This window comes from Faecalibacillus faecis, from assembly GCF_003024675.1.
Classification (GTDB): domain Bacteria; phylum Bacillota_I; class Bacilli_A; order Erysipelotrichales; family Coprobacillaceae; genus Faecalibacillus; species Faecalibacillus faecis.
In genome coordinates this window covers 24,845-42,018 of the sequence record NZ_PYLP01000005.1, presented here as the reverse complement: position 1 = coordinate 42,018, position 17,174 = coordinate 24,845, and the positions used below count along the sequence as shown (strand labels likewise).

Here is a 17,174-nt window from a genome sequence, read left to right as displayed (position 1 = left end):
TTATGATGAAGATGTCTTCTAGATAAGAAGATAATTAATTTTTATCTTTTAACCGGTGAAAAGAGGAAATATGATGATTATTGACAAAATGAAAATATTAGACCATTTAACAATTCAAGAAAAGTATTTAGTGGATTATATAATAAATAATCAAGAAGATATTTTAAAAAAGAATATTAATGAACTGGCAAAATTAAGTTATACCAGTAGTGCAACGATTTCTAGGTTGTGTAAGAAACTGGGATTTAATGGATATAAAGAATTTAAATATCAATATGCGGCTGAATATTCTCATTTACTTGAATTGAAAAATGATTTTAAAATTGAACCTTTTTCAAGTGAGAGTTCAATTGATGATGCTTTAAATAAAATCGAACTTTTACATAAAAGAGCGATAGAGTATACAAAAAGTTTACTAGATAGACAAGTTATAGAAAGAATTTATCAACTTATTAAAAATGCTAAATATATTGAAATTTATGGAACTGGTATTAATTTTTCTTTAGCAGAAATTTATAGTTTGAATTTTGAAGAAGAAGGGGTTATTTCTAAAGCATATAACAGTTTAAATCCAATGCATCTTCAATACTTAAAGCAAAGGAAACCAAATGATACAGTTTGCATTTATTTAACACATACAGGTCAAAATAAGGAAATGTTAAAAATAGCAAAGGATATTCGCAAATATCATGCTAAATCAATTGTGATTTGTGATCATAAAAAAAGAGAAATTTGTAAATATTGTGATGAAACAATTGTAATTATGACCACTCAAAATACAACTGAACTATCTAATGCTGTTTATATTGCTTCTTTACAGTATGTTTTTAATATATTTACTTCGTTAAAATTGATAAGTAATTATTCTTATTTAGAAGAAACAACAAAAGCAGTTGATAAATTTAAAATGGGAGAATGATTATGAATAAAAGTTTTCTATGGGGTGGTGCTGTTGCTGCTAATCAATACGAAGGTGGCTATCAAGAAGGACATAAAGGATTAAGTGTAACCGATGTTATGTCAGCTGGTGATGTTGATCACCCTCGAGAAATTTCTTATGAAATATTAGATGATAAATATTATCCTAACCATTATGGAATTGATTTTTATCATCATTATAAAGAAGATATTAAATTATTTGCTGAAATGGGCTTTAAATGTTTCCGTTTAAGTATTTCATGGCCACGGATCTATCCTCAAGGTGACGAATTAGAGCCTAATGAAGAAGGGCTAGAGTATTATGATCATGTTTTTGATGAATGTTTAAAATATGGAATAGAGCCTATTGTTACTTTATCTCATTTTGAAATGCCTCTTTATTTAGCAAAAAAATATGGTGGTTGGAGAAATAGACAATTAATTACATTCTTTGAAAGATATGCGATTACATGTTTTAAAAGATATAGCAAAAAGGTCAAATATTGGATGACATTTAATGAAATTAATAATCTTATAGATACCGATAATCCTTTTAATGCTTGGACTGGAGCAGGTGTTTTATATGAAGATAATGAAAATATTGAACAAACAATGTATCAAATATCTCATTATCAGTTTGTTGCAAGTGCTAGAGCAGTTCAAAGAGCCAAAGAAATTAATGCCTCTATGCAAGTAGGTTGCATGTTGCATTTTGGCCCAATTTATCCTTCTTCTTGTAATCCACAAGATATTCTTGCAGGAATCAAAGCAATGGATAAGAGGTATTTCTTTAGTGATGTTCATGTAAGGGGATATTATCCAACCTATACTTTAAAAAAGTGGGAAAGGAGTAATATTCAATTAGATATAACTGATGAAGATTTAAAAGATTTAAAACGAGGTACTGTGGATTATATAGGGTTTAGTTATTATAAATCAACGATTGCAGAATATGATAAAATACAAGACTTTATTGAAGTACAAAATCCATTGTTAAAGAAAAGTGATTGGGGTTGGGCTATTGATCCTACAGGATTAAGGATTATTTTAAATGAAGTTTATGAAAGATATCAAAAACCAATGTTTATTGTTGAAAATGGTTTTGGAGCTTATGATAAATTAGAAAATGGAATCATTAATGATGATTATCGTATTGATTACTTAAGAAACCATATTTCAGAAATGAAAAAAGCAATTGAGTTAGATGGTGTAGAAGTCATGGGATATACTCCTTGGTCAGCAATCGATATTGTAAGTGCTTCTACTGGTGAATTGGCAAAAAGATATGGATTTATCTATGTTGATTTAGATGACCAAGCTAAAGGTAGTGGAAGAAGATATCGAAAAGCTTCTTTTGAATGGTATAAAAGAGTTATTTCATCAAATGGTGAAATTTTATAGGAGATAAATAATATGAACAAATTTATAAATGAAACATTAGTTATTTATATATCGAAGTTTACAAATACAAAAGTTATAAAGGCTTTAAAGGATGGAATGATGTTTTCTTTACCGTTTTTAATGATAGGATCATTGTTCCTGTTGATTGCCAACTTACCAATTGAATCAGTAAGTAAAGTAATTAGTGAAAGTGGAATAGGAGATGTATGTTCTCAAGTATATTCTTCTACGTTTTCATTAATGGCCTTCTTTACAGTAATAGGAATTACTTATTCTTATTTGAAGAATGATCAAGTAATAACAGCTATAAATGGCGCTTTAACTGGTTTAGCAGCTTTTATTTTATTAACTCCATCTTCTAAGGTATTAGACAGTGGGGAATCAGTTACAGGAATTATTTCTAAAGATTGGACTGCTGGTCAAGGAATGATTTGTGCTATTTTAATTGGTTTTTTAGTTGGATATATTTATTCTTTATGTGTAAAAAAAGATATTAGCATTAAAATGCCAAATGGTGTGCCTAGTGGTGTTGCAAATTCATTTTCGTCACTATTACCAACTGGAATTATTATTACTATTTGTGCAATTATTTATGCTATATGTCACTTTATATTTAATACAACATTTGCAGAACTTATTTATTCGGTAATTCAAATTCCTTTACAAGGAATTACAGATTCGTTCTTTGGCGTTATTATTATGACAGTTGTTATGTCTTTATTATGGTGGACAGGCGTCCATGGTGGTTCTATATGTGGAGGAATTCTTTCACCAATTTTACAAGCAAATATGGCAGCTAATCAAAAAATTATAGATTCAGGATTGCCTCTTACAATTCAAAATGGTGGACATATTTTTACACAACAATTTTGGGACAATTTCTTATGTATGTCTGGTGCTGGAATTGTGATTGGGTTAGTGATTTATATTACATTTTTTGCCAAATCAAAGTCATTACGTAGCTTAGGTAAATTATCCATTGTACCTAATATCTTTAACATTAATGAACCAATTATTTTTGGGACACCAATTGTACTTAATATATATTTATTAATTCCATTTGTTCTTGTTCCTTTAATTATAGGTATAAGTAGCTACTTATTAATGTATATGGGAATTTTACCATTATTTAGCGGGGTTATGGTTCCTTGGACAACACCACCAATTATATCAGGACTTTTGATTGGTGGATGGCGTGTTGCATTATGGCAATTTGTGATGATTGTTGTATCTTTTGTTATTTATTTACCATTTATTAAAAAAATAGATACTTTGGAATTAAATAAAGAAAATCAAAAGTAAATTATAAGAAATACAAATATTTAATCTTAATATCAAAAAGTCGTGAAAAATCACGGCTTTTTTTTGTAATGCTACTAAGTTAAGAAATTAAGATAATACTTTTGCTTTATTTATTGTCTAAGAAATCCACACGATTTTTTGTTATTGCTTATTTAGAAGCAGTGTTTTTTAAAATATAAAGTAAGATTTGAACTTGTTTTTCCATCATAGTAAGTGAACAATATTCATAAGGTCCATGATAGTTAAAACCACCTGTACCAAGATTAGGACAAGGAAGTCCTTTGAATGTTAAACGTGCACCATCTGTACCACCACGAATTGGTGAACAATAAGCATCCAAACCATTTTCTTTAATGGCAGCTAAAGCTTGTTCAACAATGAACATATGATCTTTTAGAGCTTCTTTCATGTTTAAATAACTTTCTGTAATCGTTACTTCAACGATTTGATAACCATATTTTTTATTTAAGAACTCTGCAATGTCTTTAAAATCTTGACATTGTTTATTTGCTTGTTGTAAGTCATGATTACGAATAATATATTCGGCAACTGTTTCTTCACAAGTTCCTTGAATCGAGTGAAGGTGATTAAATCCTTCATAACCTTCTGTTGATTCAGGGCGCATATGCACAGGTAAAAGTGAATCAAATTCATAGGCAACACGCGTTGAATTGATCATTTTATTTTTAGCACTTCCTGGATGAATACTTCTTCCATGGACTTTCACTTCGGCGCTAAATGCGTTAAAGTTTTCATATTCGACAATGTGAATATCCCCACCATCAATGGTATAAGCATATTGTGCATTGAAGTAATCAACATTAAAGTGATCACTACCATGTCCAATTTCTTCATCAGGTGTAAAAGCAATTTGAATATCATTATGTTTAAATTCTGGATGATTATAAATATATTCCACCATTTGCATAATGATCGCAATACCAGCTTTATCATCAGCTCCTAATAAAGTTGTTCCATCTGTAGTAATTAAATCATGATGAATAAGTTGTAAGAGTTGAGGATATTGTTCAGGGTCTAGATAAAGTTCTTTATCTTCATTTAAAGTAATTTTTTGACCTTGATAATCTTTGATAATTTGTGGATGAATATCTTTACCACTTGCGTCAGGAGAAGTATCCATGTGGGCAATAAAACCTATGACATCTCCTTGATGATTATTATTACTAGGAATTGTTCCATAAACTACACCAAATTCATCTATTTTTGCGTTTTCAATTCCTAATGATTTTAATTCTTCAACTAAATAATTTCCTAATTTTAATTGTTTTGAAGTTGAAGGAACAGTATGTGAATAACTATCTGATTGTGTGTCAAAACTCACATAATTTAAAAACCTTTCTTTAATTTCCATTTGTCTTCCTCACTTTCTTTTCTATTATACAACGACTTATAAAGAACTTCTATGAAAAGAGTTTACAAATTTTAAATTGTATGTTACCATACAATTCGTAACCGAACAATATAGGAGGAATGATATGTACAGAGATCCCATTGGACATCGTATTAAGACCATAAATAACCTAATGAGAAAAACAATGGATAAGAAAACAGGTCAGAGGCCTGATCGTGCAACTTTAATGCATTGTTGGATCATTGGGTTTGTTCAAGATAGAGAAGATAGTGGGCTTGATACATTTCCTAAAGATATAGAAAAAGAATTTTCAATCAATCGTTCTACGACATCAGAAATGTTGAAACTGATGTGTAAAAAGGGAATGATTGAACGAGAAGAAGTAGAGTATGATGCAAGATTAAAGAAAATCGTTTTAACAGAATCTTCAAGAAATCATAATCGACAAATTGAAGATAAGATGAAAGAAATGCATCAAAAACTTATTAAAGATTTATCTGAAGAAGAAATAAATACGTTTATTAAAATATCCGATAAATTAATTAATAACATCAAAGAAGATTTATAAATATTCATGAAGTTCGGTAAATGAATAGGAAAGGAAGTCAATTATGGTAAAAACTTTAATGAAACAAATCAAAGAATATAAAAAAGATTCATTACTTACAATGTTATTTGCGGCATTAGAAGTTATCTTAGAAATCATTATTCCTTTATTAATGGCAAGTCTTATTGATAAAGGAATTGAGGCAGGTAATATGTCTAATGTTACAAAATATGGAACATTCATGTTTGTTATTGCAATTGGAACATTATCACTTGGTTTTTTAGCTGGTAACCATGCAGCTAAGGCTTCAACAGGTTTTGCAGCAAATTTAAGAGATGCCATGTATACAAACATTCAAACATTCTCTTTTTCAAACATTGATAAATACAGTACCGCAGGACTTGTTACACGTTTAACGACAGATGTGACAAATGTGCAAATGGCTTATCAAATGATTATTCGTATGTGTATTCGTGCACCAATGTCACTTGTTTGTGCCCTTGCGATGGCCATGATGATCAACTTTAGATTAAGTATGATTTTTGTTGTTGCCATTTTTTTCTTAGTAGCGGTCCTTACAACAATTATGTATCATGCCACAAAATATTTTAATGATGTTTTTCCTAAATATGATACTTTAAATGAAAGTGTTCAAGAAAACGTTGTTGGTATTCGTGTTGTTAAATCGTTTGTTAGAGAAAAATATGAAAATGAAAAATTTAAAAAAGCAGCACAAAACATTTATAAACTTTTTGTTAAAGCAGAATCCGTTTTATCTTATAATAACCCAGCTATGTTAATAGCTGTTTATGGTTCAATTTTAATGCTTTCATGGTTAGGTGCTAAAGCAATTGTAGGTGGGACTCTTACTACAGGTGAACTTACAAGTTTATTTAGCTATGTTATGAATATTATGATGTCACTTATGATGCTTTCTATGGCATTTGTTATGATTACGATGTCACTTGCTTCGGGAAGACGTATTGCAGAAGTTATTAATGAGCAATCTGATTTAGTCTCTCCTCAAGAAGCTTTAACTGAAGTAAAAGATGGTTCCATTGATTTCAATCATGTTGTTTTTTCTTATAAACATGGTAGTGGAGAAGCGGTCTTAAAAGATGTTGATCTTCATATTAAAAGTGGTGAAACAATTGGAATTATTGGTGGTACCGGAAGTGCTAAAAGTAGTTTGGTCAACCTTATTTCTCGTTTATATGATGTTGACGAAGGTAGTGTTGTTGTTGGTGGACAAGATGTTCGTAATTATGATCTTGAAGTTTTAAGAGATGAAGTTTCTGTTGTTTTACAAAAGAACGTTTTATTTAGTGGAACAATCTTACAAAACTTACGTTGGGGTAATGAAAACGCAACAGAAGAAGAATGTAAAGAAGCTTGTCGTTTAGCATGTGCTGATGAATTTATTGATCGTTTTGAAGATGGTTATAATACGTATATTGAACAAGGTGGTTCAAACGTTTCAGGTGGACAAAAACAACGTTTATGTATTGCTAGAGCGTTACTTAAAAATCCTAAGATTTTAATTTTAGATGATTCAACAAGTGCTGTTGATACGGCTACAGATGCAAGTATTCAAGAATCATTCAATGAACGTATTCCAGATACAACAAAAATTATTATTTCACAACGTATTTCATCAGTTCAAAATGCAAATCGTATTATTGTTTTAAATGATGGTGTTGTGGATGGTTTCGATACACATGAAAAATTATTAGAAACAAATGAAATTTATCGTACAATTTATGAAACACAAATGAAAGGAAAGGAGGAAGAATAATGAAAGAAGGAACAATGAAACGTTTACTTAAAATGTTATGGAGTAAATATAAAATTCATTTAATTATTGTTTTTCTATGTATTGTAGGAAATGCTTTATTTAATGTTCAAGGAACAATGTTTATGCAAACATTAATCGATGATTATATTGTTCCCCTTTTAAAAAGTTCTTCACCTGACTTTAGTGGATTGTTCCATGCTTTGATTCGAGTAGGTTCACTATATGCCTGTGGTGTTGTTTGTGCCTTTACATTTAACCGTATTATGGTTTATGTAACACAAGGTTTTTTAAGAGATTTAAGAATTAATATGTTTGAACATATGGAATCTTTACCAATTCGTTATTTTGATAGAACACCTCATGGTGATACAATGTCTGTTTATACAAATGATATTGATACCTTAAGACAATTAATTTCACAATCAATTCCTCAACTTATTTCAAGTTGTATGACTATTGTGACAACATTTATATCCATGATTATTTTAAATATTCCTTTAACTGTGTTAAGTGTATGTATGCTTATGGTGATGCTTGTTGTTTCAAGAAAACTTGGTTCTTTATCAGGTAAATTCTTCGTTAAACAACAAAGCGATTTAGGTAAAGTTAATGGATATATTGAAGAAATGATTTCTGGTCAAAAAGTTGTTAAAGTTTTTAATCACGAAGATCAAGCAATCGCTGATTTTAGAAAATTAAATGATGAATTAAGAGAAAGTGCTTATCAAGCACATAAATTTGCGAATATCTTAATGCCAGTTACAGTACAACTTGGAAATATTTCCTATATTATTTGTGCAATTGTAGGTGCTATTCTTGCTTTAAATGGACATTTTGCATTAACAATTGGGACACTTGTTGCTTTCTTAACATTGAATAAAAGTTTCAACCAACCTATTGGACAAATTTCTCAACAAATCAATGCTGTTGCTATGGCACAAGCAGGAGCAGGACGTATCTTTGATTTATTAGATCAAGAAAGTGAAGAAGATCAAGGTGTTGTGACTTTATGTCGTGTAGAAACTGTTGATGGAAAAATGGTTGAAACAGATAAAAGAACAGGACATTGGGCTTGGAAACATCCTCGTAGTGATGGACATGTTGAACTTGTTGAAATGAAGGGAGACATTCGTCTAGAAGGTGTTGACTTTGGTTATTTTGATGATCGTATGGTTTTACACAATGTAGATGTTTATGCTAATCCTGGTGAAAAAATTGCTTTTGTTGGAGCGACTGGTGCTGGTAAAACAACGATTACAAACTTAATTAATCGATTCTATGATATTCAAAAAGGTTCAATTACTTATGATGGGATTGATATTAAACTCATTAAAAAAGACGATTTAAGAAGATCATTAGGTGTGGTATTACAAGATACACATTTATTTACTGGAACAGTTATGGATAATATTCGCTATGGGCGTCTTGATGCTACGGATGAAGAATGTATTGAAGCAGCAAAACTTGCCAATGCCGATCTCTTTGTTAAACATTTGCCAGATGGTTATCAAACAATGCTTACAGGAGATGGGGCGAACTTATCGCAAGGACAAAGACAGTTATTAGCGATTGCGCGTGCAGCTGTTGCTAATCCACCAGCACTTATTTTAGATGAAGCAACATCTTCTATTGATTCTCGTACAGAAAAACTTGTACAAGATGGAATGGATAAATTAATGCATGGTAGAACGACGCTCGTTATTGCCCATCGTTTATCAACCATTAAAAATAGTGATTGTATTATGGTTTTAGAACAAGGACATATTATTGAAAGAGGAAATCATCAATCACTTATTAAAGAAAAAGGTAAATATTATCAATTATATACAGGAGCTATTGAAATGGATTAATCCATCAATAGCTTTTTTTGTTTTCTTTTGGACTAAACGTCCATTGAAGAAGAAAAAGAGGAAAGCTAAAATAATGATAGATAAAAATTAAATCGCCATGGTTAGAAAACGCACAAATTTGAGACAAATTGTCTTTGATAACATGGTACAACAACATCAGAAAAACTCCTTATAAATATGATAAACAATATAAACAAAAAGCGATGTATGAAACCTTAATAAAAAAAATTTATATAAGGAGGAAAGATGATGTGCATTAAAGAAAGAAATGCTAGTGACAGTACTTGTAAAAAACTACTCAGAGATAAAGGTTGTTTTGCAGATCTTTGTAATTATGCTTTTTTTCAAGAAAGACAGGTCATTCAACCTGAAGAGCTTGTTTCAAGAGAAAATGATCTGTCGACCTTGATAGGAAAGGTCGACAAGCCAACAGAGATCAAAAGATATCGAGATGTGGTAAGAAAGGCAAGTATTCATGGAGAGTATGTGATTATTGGAGTTGAACATCAAAGGACTTTTGATGAAAAAATGATCTTTCGCATACTCAACTATGATGCAACGATTTATATCAATCAGGTTGAAAGTAAACAAGAAATCTATCCAGTAGGAAGCTTTGTGTTCTATACGGGAGATAAAGAATGGAAATCACCAGAAACATTGAAAGAAACATTGAAAAATATTCCACCAGAGATGGAACCTTATATCAATGATTGGAGATTACCTGTTGTCGAACTTAAAACAATGGATGCAAGAAAGCTTACCAATCAACGATTAAAAGAAGTTGTAGAAATCAGTCAAAGCATGTTTGCAGGAAATTATGATAATTTAAGAAACAATCGTAAAATCGAAATAGAAAACTTCATGATGGCGGCAACATTTACACGTACGAAAATTAAAAGAGAAGATTTACCAGAAGGAGATGAAATCAATATGTGTGAAGCGATGGACAGACTATTTCAAAGATTTGAAGATCAAGGAATTGAAAAAGGAAAACGAGAAGAAAAACAAAATACTTTAAAAGAACAACTTAAAGTAAAACTAGGAATCTTATCAAGACTTTTAGAAAAACAACTTACAAATACATCGCTAGAAAAACTAAACGAACTTACATTAAATATATTTAATGTAACAAATGAAGAAGATGTTTTAAAAATTATTAATTAGAATAAAAAAAGATTTCAACTGTTATAAAATAGTGAAATCTTTTTATATGATTATTTATTTTGAAGGAACTAATAATTGAATTGATTTTTGTAAGTTATGTACATCAATAGGAAGATGGGTTCCTTCTTCACCATCTATATCCATTGTGAGATCTTGATCACAAGTAATGTGAATATGTTGTCCTTGAACATAGTGAATAAAAGGACTTTTATCATGTTTACCAAAACGATAATCTTTAATCAAAGCAATTAAATCCGTAACAGAACATCTTTTTACAATAACAAGATCGAGTTTTCCATCATTAATATCCGCAAAAGGAATGATACCATCAAAGCCACCGACACGATTGGTATTTGTGATGGCAAATATGTAAGCATCTTCTTCAAAACTTTCATCATCAACCGTTACATTAAGATGTAGATTTGTAGATAACTGTTGAGGGAGTTGGGTCATGCCTTTAAAATAATAAGCTAATGGACCAAACTTTTTCTTTTCTTCTTTTGATACCACAAAAGAAATATCTGAAAACATTCCTGCAGCAGCAACATTAATGAAATATTGATTATTAATTTTTCCTACATCACTCGAAACAACATTAAAGTTTTTAATCATTTCTACAATCCCATTTACTGAATTTGGAATATTTAAATAATTTGCAAAGTCATTTACTGTGCCTGCCGCTAATATGCATAATGGTATTTTTTTATGACTATCTACCATTCCTGAAATAACCTCGTTTAAAGTACCATCACCACCAACAGACATGATAAAATCATATTGATTCTCATCACAATCTCTTGTTTTATAATAAGCATCATCTTTTTTCTTTGTATAAAATATTTCAAAATGTTCTACAATGTTTTGTAAAGTTAGTTGACCGATAATACGATCAAGTTTATTTTGAATAATATGTTTTCCAGATGATGGATTGATAATAATAAGACATCGTTTCATACACTTTACCTCACTTGTTTAAAATAGACTATATTTATTTTAAAACAATTGAAAAAGATATACAATTATTGTTTCAATGATTATAATAAAAAAGAATAAATAAAGGAGTAAACTATGGCAAAATTTTATGCAGTTAAAGAAGGAAGAAAGCCAGGAATTTATCATACTTGGGATGAATGTAAAGAACAAGTCAATGGTTATTCGGGAGCTGTTTATAAATCATTTACAACTGAAGAGGAAGCAAAAGTATTTATAGGAAAAGAAGTAAAGAAAGCAAGTGATGATTTAGGATTACTTGCCTATGTTGATGGAAGTTTTAACATAAAAACGAAAGAATATGGATATGGTTGTGTTTTAATTGAAGGACAACAGGTTATCAAACAGTTATTAGGTAAGGGAAGTCAACCAGAGTATGCTTCTATGAGAAATGTTTCAGGGGAAATACTAGGATGTTTAAAAGCTATTCAATATGCAATCGATCATCATTATGAAGCTATTTGTATTTACTATGATTATGAAGGTATTGAAAAGTGGGCAACAGGTTTATGGAAAGCAAATAAGGAACAAACGCAAAACTATGTAAAAACCATACAGGCAATGAAGAAAAATATTGATATCTATTTTCAAAAAGTTTTAGCACATAGTGGCGATTATTATAATGAAGTAGCCGATGGACTTGCAAAAAAAGCTGTGGGTATAAAAAAATAAAGCTTTGATTTAAGCTTTATTTCTCTTTGTAATAATAAAACAAATAATAATATAAACAACAAGAACGATTGGTAAGATCCATAAGAAATTACTAAAAATATATTTAGCGTCTCCAGACCAACACCCGAACCATTCACCGCATTTTTTAATAAGAATAGAAAGTGCATATGATAAAGTTCCACATCCAACAACACTTAATAAGACTTTCATGATTTTATTAAAAATCTCTTTAAATAAAATAAGAGAGATAAAACATACTCCAGCAACAAATACATTAATGACAAAATGCATATTATTTCCTCCTTATAAATACTTTAATAAAATAGCACAAAATCAAAGGAAATGCAATAATACGTGTACTAATAGATGAATTATGATAAAATATTTTTGGAGGATTAAATTATGAAATTATTAACAGTATGTATACCTTGTTATAACTCAATCATGGAAATGCATAAAGCCATTAATTCATGTCTTTTAATGAAAGATGAAGTAGAAGTATTAATTGTCGATCGTCATTCACATGACGAAACATTACAAGTAGCTAAAGAATATGAAGAAGCTTATCCTGAAACTGTAAAAGTTATTACAACAAGGGAAGATGTTCCTTTTTTAAAAATAGCTCTAGAACATAGTGAGGGCCTTTATTTCAAAATACTTCAATGCTTTGATTATTTAGATCAACCTTCACTCGTAAGTGTTATTGAAACGATTCGTGACTTTATTCGAATTCAAGCTAATTTAGATGTGCTTGTTACTGATTATAAATATGTTATTCCCCAAGAAAAAGAAAAACGTGTCTCTTATAAAAATGTTTTTCCAATGGAAACAATTTTTGAATGGCATAATATTAAAGCATTTCATAAACATTTTCAAATTGATTTAGGTTCAGTCATTATTAAAACAAGTACTTTAAAAAAGATAAATACAGATGAAGAAAATATTTTTTATAATGAATTAACAGTTTATGGAACAATTCCTTATATTAAATCAATGTATTATTTAAATGTTCCTTTCCATTGTTATGGAACACGTCGAAAAATTCATATTTCTAAATCAAATAGTTATGTTGATTTAATGAAAAGCTTATGGGATTTATATGATGTTTATTCTTTAAAGAGCCGAAGACAAAGAAGTTATGTTATTGAATATTTATCTAAGGTATATGTTATTACTGTTTATTTGTTATTAAGATCAAATCAAAAGGAACAAATTGAACTTTTAAATGCACATTTAGGATTCAATGATCCTAAATTATATAAAGCACTCACAAAGCGTGTTTATGGTTTTTTAATTAGTAGTAGTAATGAAAAGCTTTATGGTATGCTTATTAAAGTCTTTGAAAAAGTTTATCAATTAGAAATAGAAGAATAAGATGAAAAAGAAATTTTTATTTATGATTCCTCTTTGTTTATTTATCATTGATTACTTTTTGATTAAATATCAAGTCATTCAACCAATAGATTGGTTCATTTATCATTTGGTTCAAAATTTAAAATGTGATTTGATGACATCCTTTTTTACACTTTGTTCAACCCTTGGAAGTACTTGGTTTTATGTAATTCTTGTTTTAACTTTAGTGATTCTAAAAAATAAAAAAGATATTTGGGTAGGAATTCACTTGTTAATTATTCAAGGAATGAATCGTATAATTAAAGCTTTGGTTAAAAGACCAAGACCACCTCAAATATATCATTTAGTTAAAGAAACAAACTATAGTTTCCCAAGTGGTCATAGTATGTCAGCAATGATTGGTTATGGATTATTAGTTCTTGAAGTTCAAAAAAGCTCTCTAAAATATAAAAAAGTAATAGAAATATTTTTAATGATGATGATTTTTTTAATAGGATTAAGTCGTATCTATTTAGGTGTACATTATTTTTCTGATGTTATAGGTGGCTTTTTGTTGTCTTTAAGCTATTTATTATTTATTTATTATAATACCTCACTTTATACATAGAATGTGTAAAGGAGGTTTTTTTATTGGATATTGATATCATTAGTAGTTTATATCATTATGGTTTGACCATTATAAAATATGAACAAGATTATTGTTTAGTAGATTTAAAGACTCAAGAAGTTTATGAAAAAATGAGTATTTATTATATAAGAAGATTATTAAGAAGTTGGAATAAGCATCGTAAAAATATAGAGAATGTGATATAATGGAAAAAAGTTTGAGGTGGTTTAAAATGAGGACAGTAAAGAATTATGTAGGAATTATTTTGTGTGCGTGTGTTATTATTTTTATTTATAAAACATTTGATATTTCATTATTTTCCAATATTTTATCAGCTTTTATTCCTTTGATTGTAGGAGCAATACTTGCTTATTTTTTACAACCATTGGTTTATAAATTTGAAATGTTTTTAGACTCTTTTCAAAATAAAAAGCTTATTAAATATAGTCATACAATTTCTTCTATTTTTGTTTTTGTTGTCTTTGTTTTAATTATTGTTGTTTTAATGATTGCAATCATTCCAGCACTTGTCAATTATGTTGTCAATATTGCGGATAATTTAACCTTGTATATTAAAAACTTTGAAAAAACATTGGAAACTTATTTAGGAAGTAATCTTGCCAGTGAAGTTATTATTAAGATAGATGAAATGGTTGTTAAATATGTTAATTCAATTGAAGCTATTGATCCTATTACGACACTTGGGACTCTTTTTAAAGCAGGAAGTACGATTATTACAGCTGTTTTAGGTTTGATTTTTACACCTTATGTTTTAATTGAAGCAAAAAGGCTTGTAAGTATCTTTGATCGCTTATGTTCACTTTTTATGTCAAAAGAAAAAATACAACTTATTCATGATTATGCAGTACGCTCACATCAAATCTTTGGACAATTTATTTATGGAAAATTCTTAGATTCGTTAATTATTGGAATTATCGCATTTATTGGACTCGCTATTTTAAAAGTAAAATTCTTCCCAATTCTTGCTGCCTTTATTTTGATTACGAATATGATTCCTTACTTTGGACCATTTATCGGTGGGTTTCCTGCTGTTCTTGTAGCCTTGATGACAGGAGATTTATTCCATGCTTTAGCAGTCTTAGTTTTTGTCTTTGCTTTACAACAATTTGATGGTTTATTCTTAGGACCAAAGATTTTAGGAGATGTTGTTGGTATTTCACCATTTTGGGTTTTACTTTCTATTACCGTCTTTGGACATTTCTTTGGCTTTATTGGAATGTTCATTGGAGTACCAATGATTTGTGTCATTCGTATGCTTTTTAATGATATCATTGACTTTCGTAATAAAATGAAAGAATTAGATACATAGATTGTATTTTAAATAAATATTTGTTAGGATAATAGAGGCTTTGTCCTCGTAGCATAGCTGGATAATGCAATCGCCTCCTAAGCGATAGATCGGGTGTTCGAATCACCTCGAGGACGCCAATATGATTAAAAAGTCTTGATTTTCTAAGACTTTTTTATTAATTGAAATTTGGCAATAGAAGTGAAAATAATAAATAAAAGGTGATAGAAAGAAATGTGTCATGTAGATGATTGTTTAAATAGTTCAATTAATTACAATAGATGAGGTTGAATATGATAATAGGTTTTTTATTTACTATAAAGGGTGCATTTAATATATTGAAGGGGTTAAACTATTTTATTTTCAAAGATAATTTTAAAATGATTACTATGGAATTAACATCTGTATATAAATCACCTGTTAGTGTTCATGAAATTACGTATATATATTGTTATCAATCTATTCATCAAGGAACGAATGTAAAATATAAAACCAAAGGACATGATTATAAAAAAGAAGTAGGAGATATTGATTTCTTTTATTATGATGAAAGATTGCATATTGTTTATGAAGATGAAGAATATGTTATTTCTTATATGATTTTAGGAATATTTTTATTTTTATTTGGATTAAGAATAATTTTTTTGTACATATAAAAGAGGATATGATATTCATTAAGATTTGATGCAAAAAAAGATTGTAGGACAGTATCTACAATCTTTTTTGTTCTAGTATTAGAACAAAACTCCTAACGTTTATGTTTGTGTTCTGATATCAGAACACAAAATGTTATTCAAAAGCTTTTGTTCTGTAATGAGAACATGAAATAATATGACATTTGTTGATTTTATTTATACACAAATATGATAAAATAAAGTCACAAGGGGGATTTGTATGGAAAAAGAATTGAACTGGACAGTCATAGGAACAGGTGTGATTGCTAACGAAATGGCACAAGCTTTACAAAAGATGGGTAAAACACTTTATGGAGTTGCCAATAGAACACAAACAAAGGCTATTGATTTTGCAAAGAAGTATGGTGTTAAAAAAGTCTATGATGAAATTGATGAAGTGTTTGATGATGAAAATGTTGATATTATTTATTTGGCAACATCACATAATACGCATTATCAATTTATGAAAAAGGCGTTAGAACATGGAAAGCATTTATTCGTAGAAAAATCAATTACGTTAAATAGTCGTGAATTAGATGAAATGATGGCACTTGCTAAAGAGAAAAATTTAATTCTTGCAGAAGCCATGACCATTTGGCATATGCCAATCTATAAAGAATTATGGAAAATTATGCAAAGCGGTGAACTTGGTAAAATGCAAATCATGACAGTAAACTTTGGAAGTTTTAAAGAATATGATATGAATAATCGTTTCTTTAATATGAATCTTGCTGGTGGAGCTTTATTAGATATTGGAGTTTATGCTCTTTCTGCAGTACGTAGCTTTATGTCTAAACAGCCAAATGAAATAGTAAGTCAAGTGAGGTTTGCACCTACAGGCTCTGATGAACAAGCAACGATTTTGCTTAAAAATGAAGATCAACAAATGGCAACGATTGCTTTATCAATGCATTCAAAACAACCTAAAAGAATTATGATTTCATTAGAAAAAGGGTATATTGAAGTTTATGAATTTCCTCGCGGACAAAAAGCAACGATTGTGGATGCTGTAACAGGAAAACAAACAGTTATTGAAAAAGGAAATACTGAAAATGCACTTTATTATGAAATGTGTGATATGGAAGAAGCTGTTAGAAATCAAGATGATTCACATTTAAATTTAGAGTATACAAAGGATGTCATGGATATTATGAGTCAACTTCGTAAAGAATGGAAAATGCAATATCCAGGAGAAAAATGGTAAGGACAAATTTTTTGTC

Annotated in this window: 17 protein-coding genes and 1 tRNA gene; 15 read left to right on the top strand and 3 right to left on the bottom strand. The window is 29.3% G+C overall.

The window, feature by feature from the left end:
• Positions 1 to 73 precede the first annotated feature (73 nt).
• Genes C7U55_RS05745 through C7U55_RS05735 form a run of 3 tightly spaced genes read left to right on the top strand, consistent with a single transcriptional unit; the run spans position 74 to position 3,621 of the window.
• Positions 74 to 919, top strand: a complete 846-nt coding sequence (locus C7U55_RS05745; RefSeq protein WP_162297422.1) for a MurR/RpiR family transcriptional regulator — start codon at positions 74 to 76, stop codon at positions 917 to 919.
• Complete coding sequence (locus C7U55_RS05740; protein ID WP_204638406.1) at positions 916 to 2,319, top strand: 6-phospho-beta-glucosidase; 1,404 nt, start codon at positions 916 to 918, stop codon at positions 2,317 to 2,319. Before C7U55_RS05745 ends, C7U55_RS05740 begins: the two co-directional genes overlap by 4 nt.
• 12 nt (positions 2,320 to 2,331) lie before the next feature.
• Positions 2,332 to 3,621, top strand: a complete 1,290-nt coding sequence (locus C7U55_RS05735) for a PTS sugar transporter subunit IIC (RefSeq protein WP_106987752.1) — start codon at positions 2,332 to 2,334, stop codon at positions 3,619 to 3,621.
• A 148-nt stretch (positions 3,622 to 3,769) separates the two neighbouring features.
• On the opposite strand, the gene pepT is transcribed toward C7U55_RS05735, so the two are convergent.
• The gene (pepT, locus tag C7U55_RS05730) at positions 3,770 to 4,993 is read right to left on the bottom strand and encodes a peptidase T (RefSeq protein ID WP_106987751.1); all 1,224 of its coding nucleotides are present in this window, start codon (positions 4,991 to 4,993) and stop codon (positions 3,770 to 3,772) included.
• Positions 4,994 to 5,117: 124 nt separating this feature from the next.
• On the opposite strand from pepT, the gene C7U55_RS05725 reads away from it, so the two are divergent.
• The 4 genes from C7U55_RS05725 (at position 5,118) to C7U55_RS05710 (ending at position 10,349) form a co-directional block, all read left to right on the top strand.
• Positions 5,118 to 5,561 (top strand): MarR family winged helix-turn-helix transcriptional regulator, encoded by a 444-nt coding sequence (locus tag C7U55_RS05725; RefSeq protein WP_106987750.1) that lies wholly within the window; start codon positions 5,118 to 5,120, stop codon positions 5,559 to 5,561.
• A 43-nt stretch (positions 5,562 to 5,604) separates the two neighbouring features.
• The gene (locus C7U55_RS05720) at positions 5,605 to 7,335 is read left to right on the top strand and encodes an ABC transporter ATP-binding protein (RefSeq protein WP_106987749.1); all 1,731 of its coding nucleotides are present in this window, start codon (positions 5,605 to 5,607) and stop codon (positions 7,333 to 7,335) included.
• Positions 7,335 to 9,185, top strand: coding sequence for an ABC transporter ATP-binding protein (locus tag C7U55_RS05715; RefSeq protein WP_106987748.1), 1,851 nt, complete (start codon positions 7,335 to 7,337; stop codon positions 9,183 to 9,185). The genes C7U55_RS05720 and C7U55_RS05715 overlap by 1 nt, the downstream gene beginning before the upstream one ends.
• A 249-nt stretch (positions 9,186 to 9,434) precedes the next feature.
• Positions 9,435 to 10,349 (top strand): Rpn family recombination-promoting nuclease/putative transposase, encoded by a 915-nt coding sequence (locus C7U55_RS05710; RefSeq protein WP_162297421.1) that lies wholly within the window; start codon positions 9,435 to 9,437, stop codon positions 10,347 to 10,349.
• A gap of 54 nt (positions 10,350 to 10,403) precedes the next feature.
• On the opposite strand, the gene C7U55_RS05705 is transcribed toward C7U55_RS05710, so the two are convergent.
• A complete protein-coding gene (locus C7U55_RS05705; RefSeq protein ID WP_106987746.1) occupies positions 10,404 to 11,303 on the bottom strand; it encodes a diacylglycerol/lipid kinase family protein in 900 nt (299 codons plus the stop codon).
• 114 nt (positions 11,304 to 11,417) lie between these two features.
• Between C7U55_RS05705 and C7U55_RS05700 the strand changes: the two genes are divergently transcribed.
• Positions 11,418 to 12,011 carry a ribonuclease H1 domain-containing protein gene (locus C7U55_RS05700; protein WP_048925074.1) on the top strand — a complete coding sequence of 198 codons (594 nt, stop codon included), beginning with the start codon at positions 11,418 to 11,420 and terminating at the stop codon, positions 12,009 to 12,011.
• Between the two features lie 9 nt (positions 12,012 to 12,020).
• Here C7U55_RS05700 and C7U55_RS05695 read toward each other — a convergent pair whose 3' ends face one another.
• The gene (locus C7U55_RS05695) at positions 12,021 to 12,302 is read right to left on the bottom strand and encodes a hypothetical protein (protein ID WP_106987745.1); all 282 of its coding nucleotides are present in this window, start codon (positions 12,300 to 12,302) and stop codon (positions 12,021 to 12,023) included.
• Positions 12,303 to 12,413: 111 nt separating this feature from the next.
• Between C7U55_RS05695 and C7U55_RS05690 the strand changes: the two genes are divergently transcribed.
• From C7U55_RS05690 to C7U55_RS05660, 7 genes are all read left to right on the top strand, one after another.
• Positions 12,414 to 13,385: a glycosyltransferase family 2 protein gene (locus C7U55_RS05690; RefSeq protein ID WP_048925072.1), complete on the top strand. Its 972-nt coding sequence runs from the start codon at positions 12,414 to 12,416 to the stop codon at positions 13,383 to 13,385.
• A gap of 1 nt (position 13,386) precedes the next feature.
• The gene (locus C7U55_RS05685; RefSeq protein WP_106987744.1) at positions 13,387 to 13,971 is read left to right on the top strand and encodes a phosphatase PAP2 family protein; all 585 of its coding nucleotides are present in this window, start codon (positions 13,387 to 13,389) and stop codon (positions 13,969 to 13,971) included.
• A gap of 23 nt (positions 13,972 to 13,994) precedes the next feature.
• Positions 13,995 to 14,177 carry a hypothetical protein gene (locus C7U55_RS05680; RefSeq protein ID WP_106987743.1) on the top strand — a complete coding sequence of 61 codons (183 nt, stop codon included), beginning with the start codon at positions 13,995 to 13,997 and terminating at the stop codon, positions 14,175 to 14,177.
• 26 nt (positions 14,178 to 14,203) lie between these two features.
• Positions 14,204 to 15,301 carry an AI-2E family transporter gene (locus C7U55_RS05675; RefSeq protein WP_162297420.1) on the top strand — a complete coding sequence of 366 codons (1,098 nt, stop codon included), beginning with the start codon at positions 14,204 to 14,206 and terminating at the stop codon, positions 15,299 to 15,301.
• A 42-nt stretch (positions 15,302 to 15,343) separates the two neighbouring features.
• Positions 15,344 to 15,420: transfer RNA gene (locus C7U55_RS05670), tRNA-Arg, on the top strand.
• A 153-nt stretch (positions 15,421 to 15,573) separates the two neighbouring features.
• Positions 15,574 to 15,936 (top strand): hypothetical protein, encoded by a 363-nt coding sequence (locus tag C7U55_RS05665; RefSeq protein ID WP_106987741.1) that lies wholly within the window; start codon positions 15,574 to 15,576, stop codon positions 15,934 to 15,936.
• 238 nt (positions 15,937 to 16,174) lie between these two features.
• A complete protein-coding gene (locus C7U55_RS05660) occupies positions 16,175 to 17,158 on the top strand; it encodes a Gfo/Idh/MocA family protein (RefSeq protein WP_106987740.1) in 984 nt (327 codons plus the stop codon).
• Positions 17,159 to 17,174: the final 16 nt, after the last annotated feature.

Coding starts and splice junctions, on each gene's coding strand:
- C7U55_RS05745 (WP_162297422.1), top strand. CDS start 74: ATGATTATTGACAAAATGAAAATATTAGACCATTTAACAATTCAAGAA.
- C7U55_RS05740 (WP_204638406.1), top strand. CDS start 916: ATGATTATGAATAAAAGTTTTCTATGGGGTGGTGCTGTTGCTGCTAAT.
- C7U55_RS05735 (WP_106987752.1), top strand. CDS start 2,332: ATGAACAAATTTATAAATGAAACATTAGTTATTTATATATCGAAGTTT.
- pepT (WP_106987751.1), bottom strand. CDS start 4,993: ATGGAAATTAAAGAAAGGTTTTTAAATTATGTGAGTTTTGACACACAA.
- C7U55_RS05725 (WP_106987750.1), top strand. CDS start 5,118: ATGTACAGAGATCCCATTGGACATCGTATTAAGACCATAAATAACCTA.
- C7U55_RS05720 (WP_106987749.1), top strand. CDS start 5,605: ATGGTAAAAACTTTAATGAAACAAATCAAAGAATATAAAAAAGATTCA.
- C7U55_RS05715 (WP_106987748.1), top strand. CDS start 7,335: ATGAAAGAAGGAACAATGAAACGTTTACTTAAAATGTTATGGAGTAAA.
- C7U55_RS05710 (WP_162297421.1), top strand. CDS start 9,435: ATGTGCATTAAAGAAAGAAATGCTAGTGACAGTACTTGTAAAAAACTA.
- C7U55_RS05705 (WP_106987746.1), bottom strand. CDS start 11,303: ATGAAACGATGTCTTATTATTATCAATCCATCATCTGGAAAACATATT.
- C7U55_RS05700 (WP_048925074.1), top strand. CDS start 11,418: ATGGCAAAATTTTATGCAGTTAAAGAAGGAAGAAAGCCAGGAATTTAT.
- C7U55_RS05695 (WP_106987745.1), bottom strand. CDS start 12,302: ATGCATTTTGTCATTAATGTATTTGTTGCTGGAGTATGTTTTATCTCT.
- C7U55_RS05690 (WP_048925072.1), top strand. CDS start 12,414: ATGAAATTATTAACAGTATGTATACCTTGTTATAACTCAATCATGGAA.
- C7U55_RS05685 (WP_106987744.1), top strand. CDS start 13,387: ATGAAAAAGAAATTTTTATTTATGATTCCTCTTTGTTTATTTATCATT.
- C7U55_RS05675 (WP_162297420.1), top strand. CDS start 14,204: ATGAGGACAGTAAAGAATTATGTAGGAATTATTTTGTGTGCGTGTGTT.
- C7U55_RS05665 (WP_106987741.1), top strand. CDS start 15,574: ATGATAATAGGTTTTTTATTTACTATAAAGGGTGCATTTAATATATTG.
- C7U55_RS05660 (WP_106987740.1), top strand. CDS start 16,175: ATGGAAAAAGAATTGAACTGGACAGTCATAGGAACAGGTGTGATTGCT.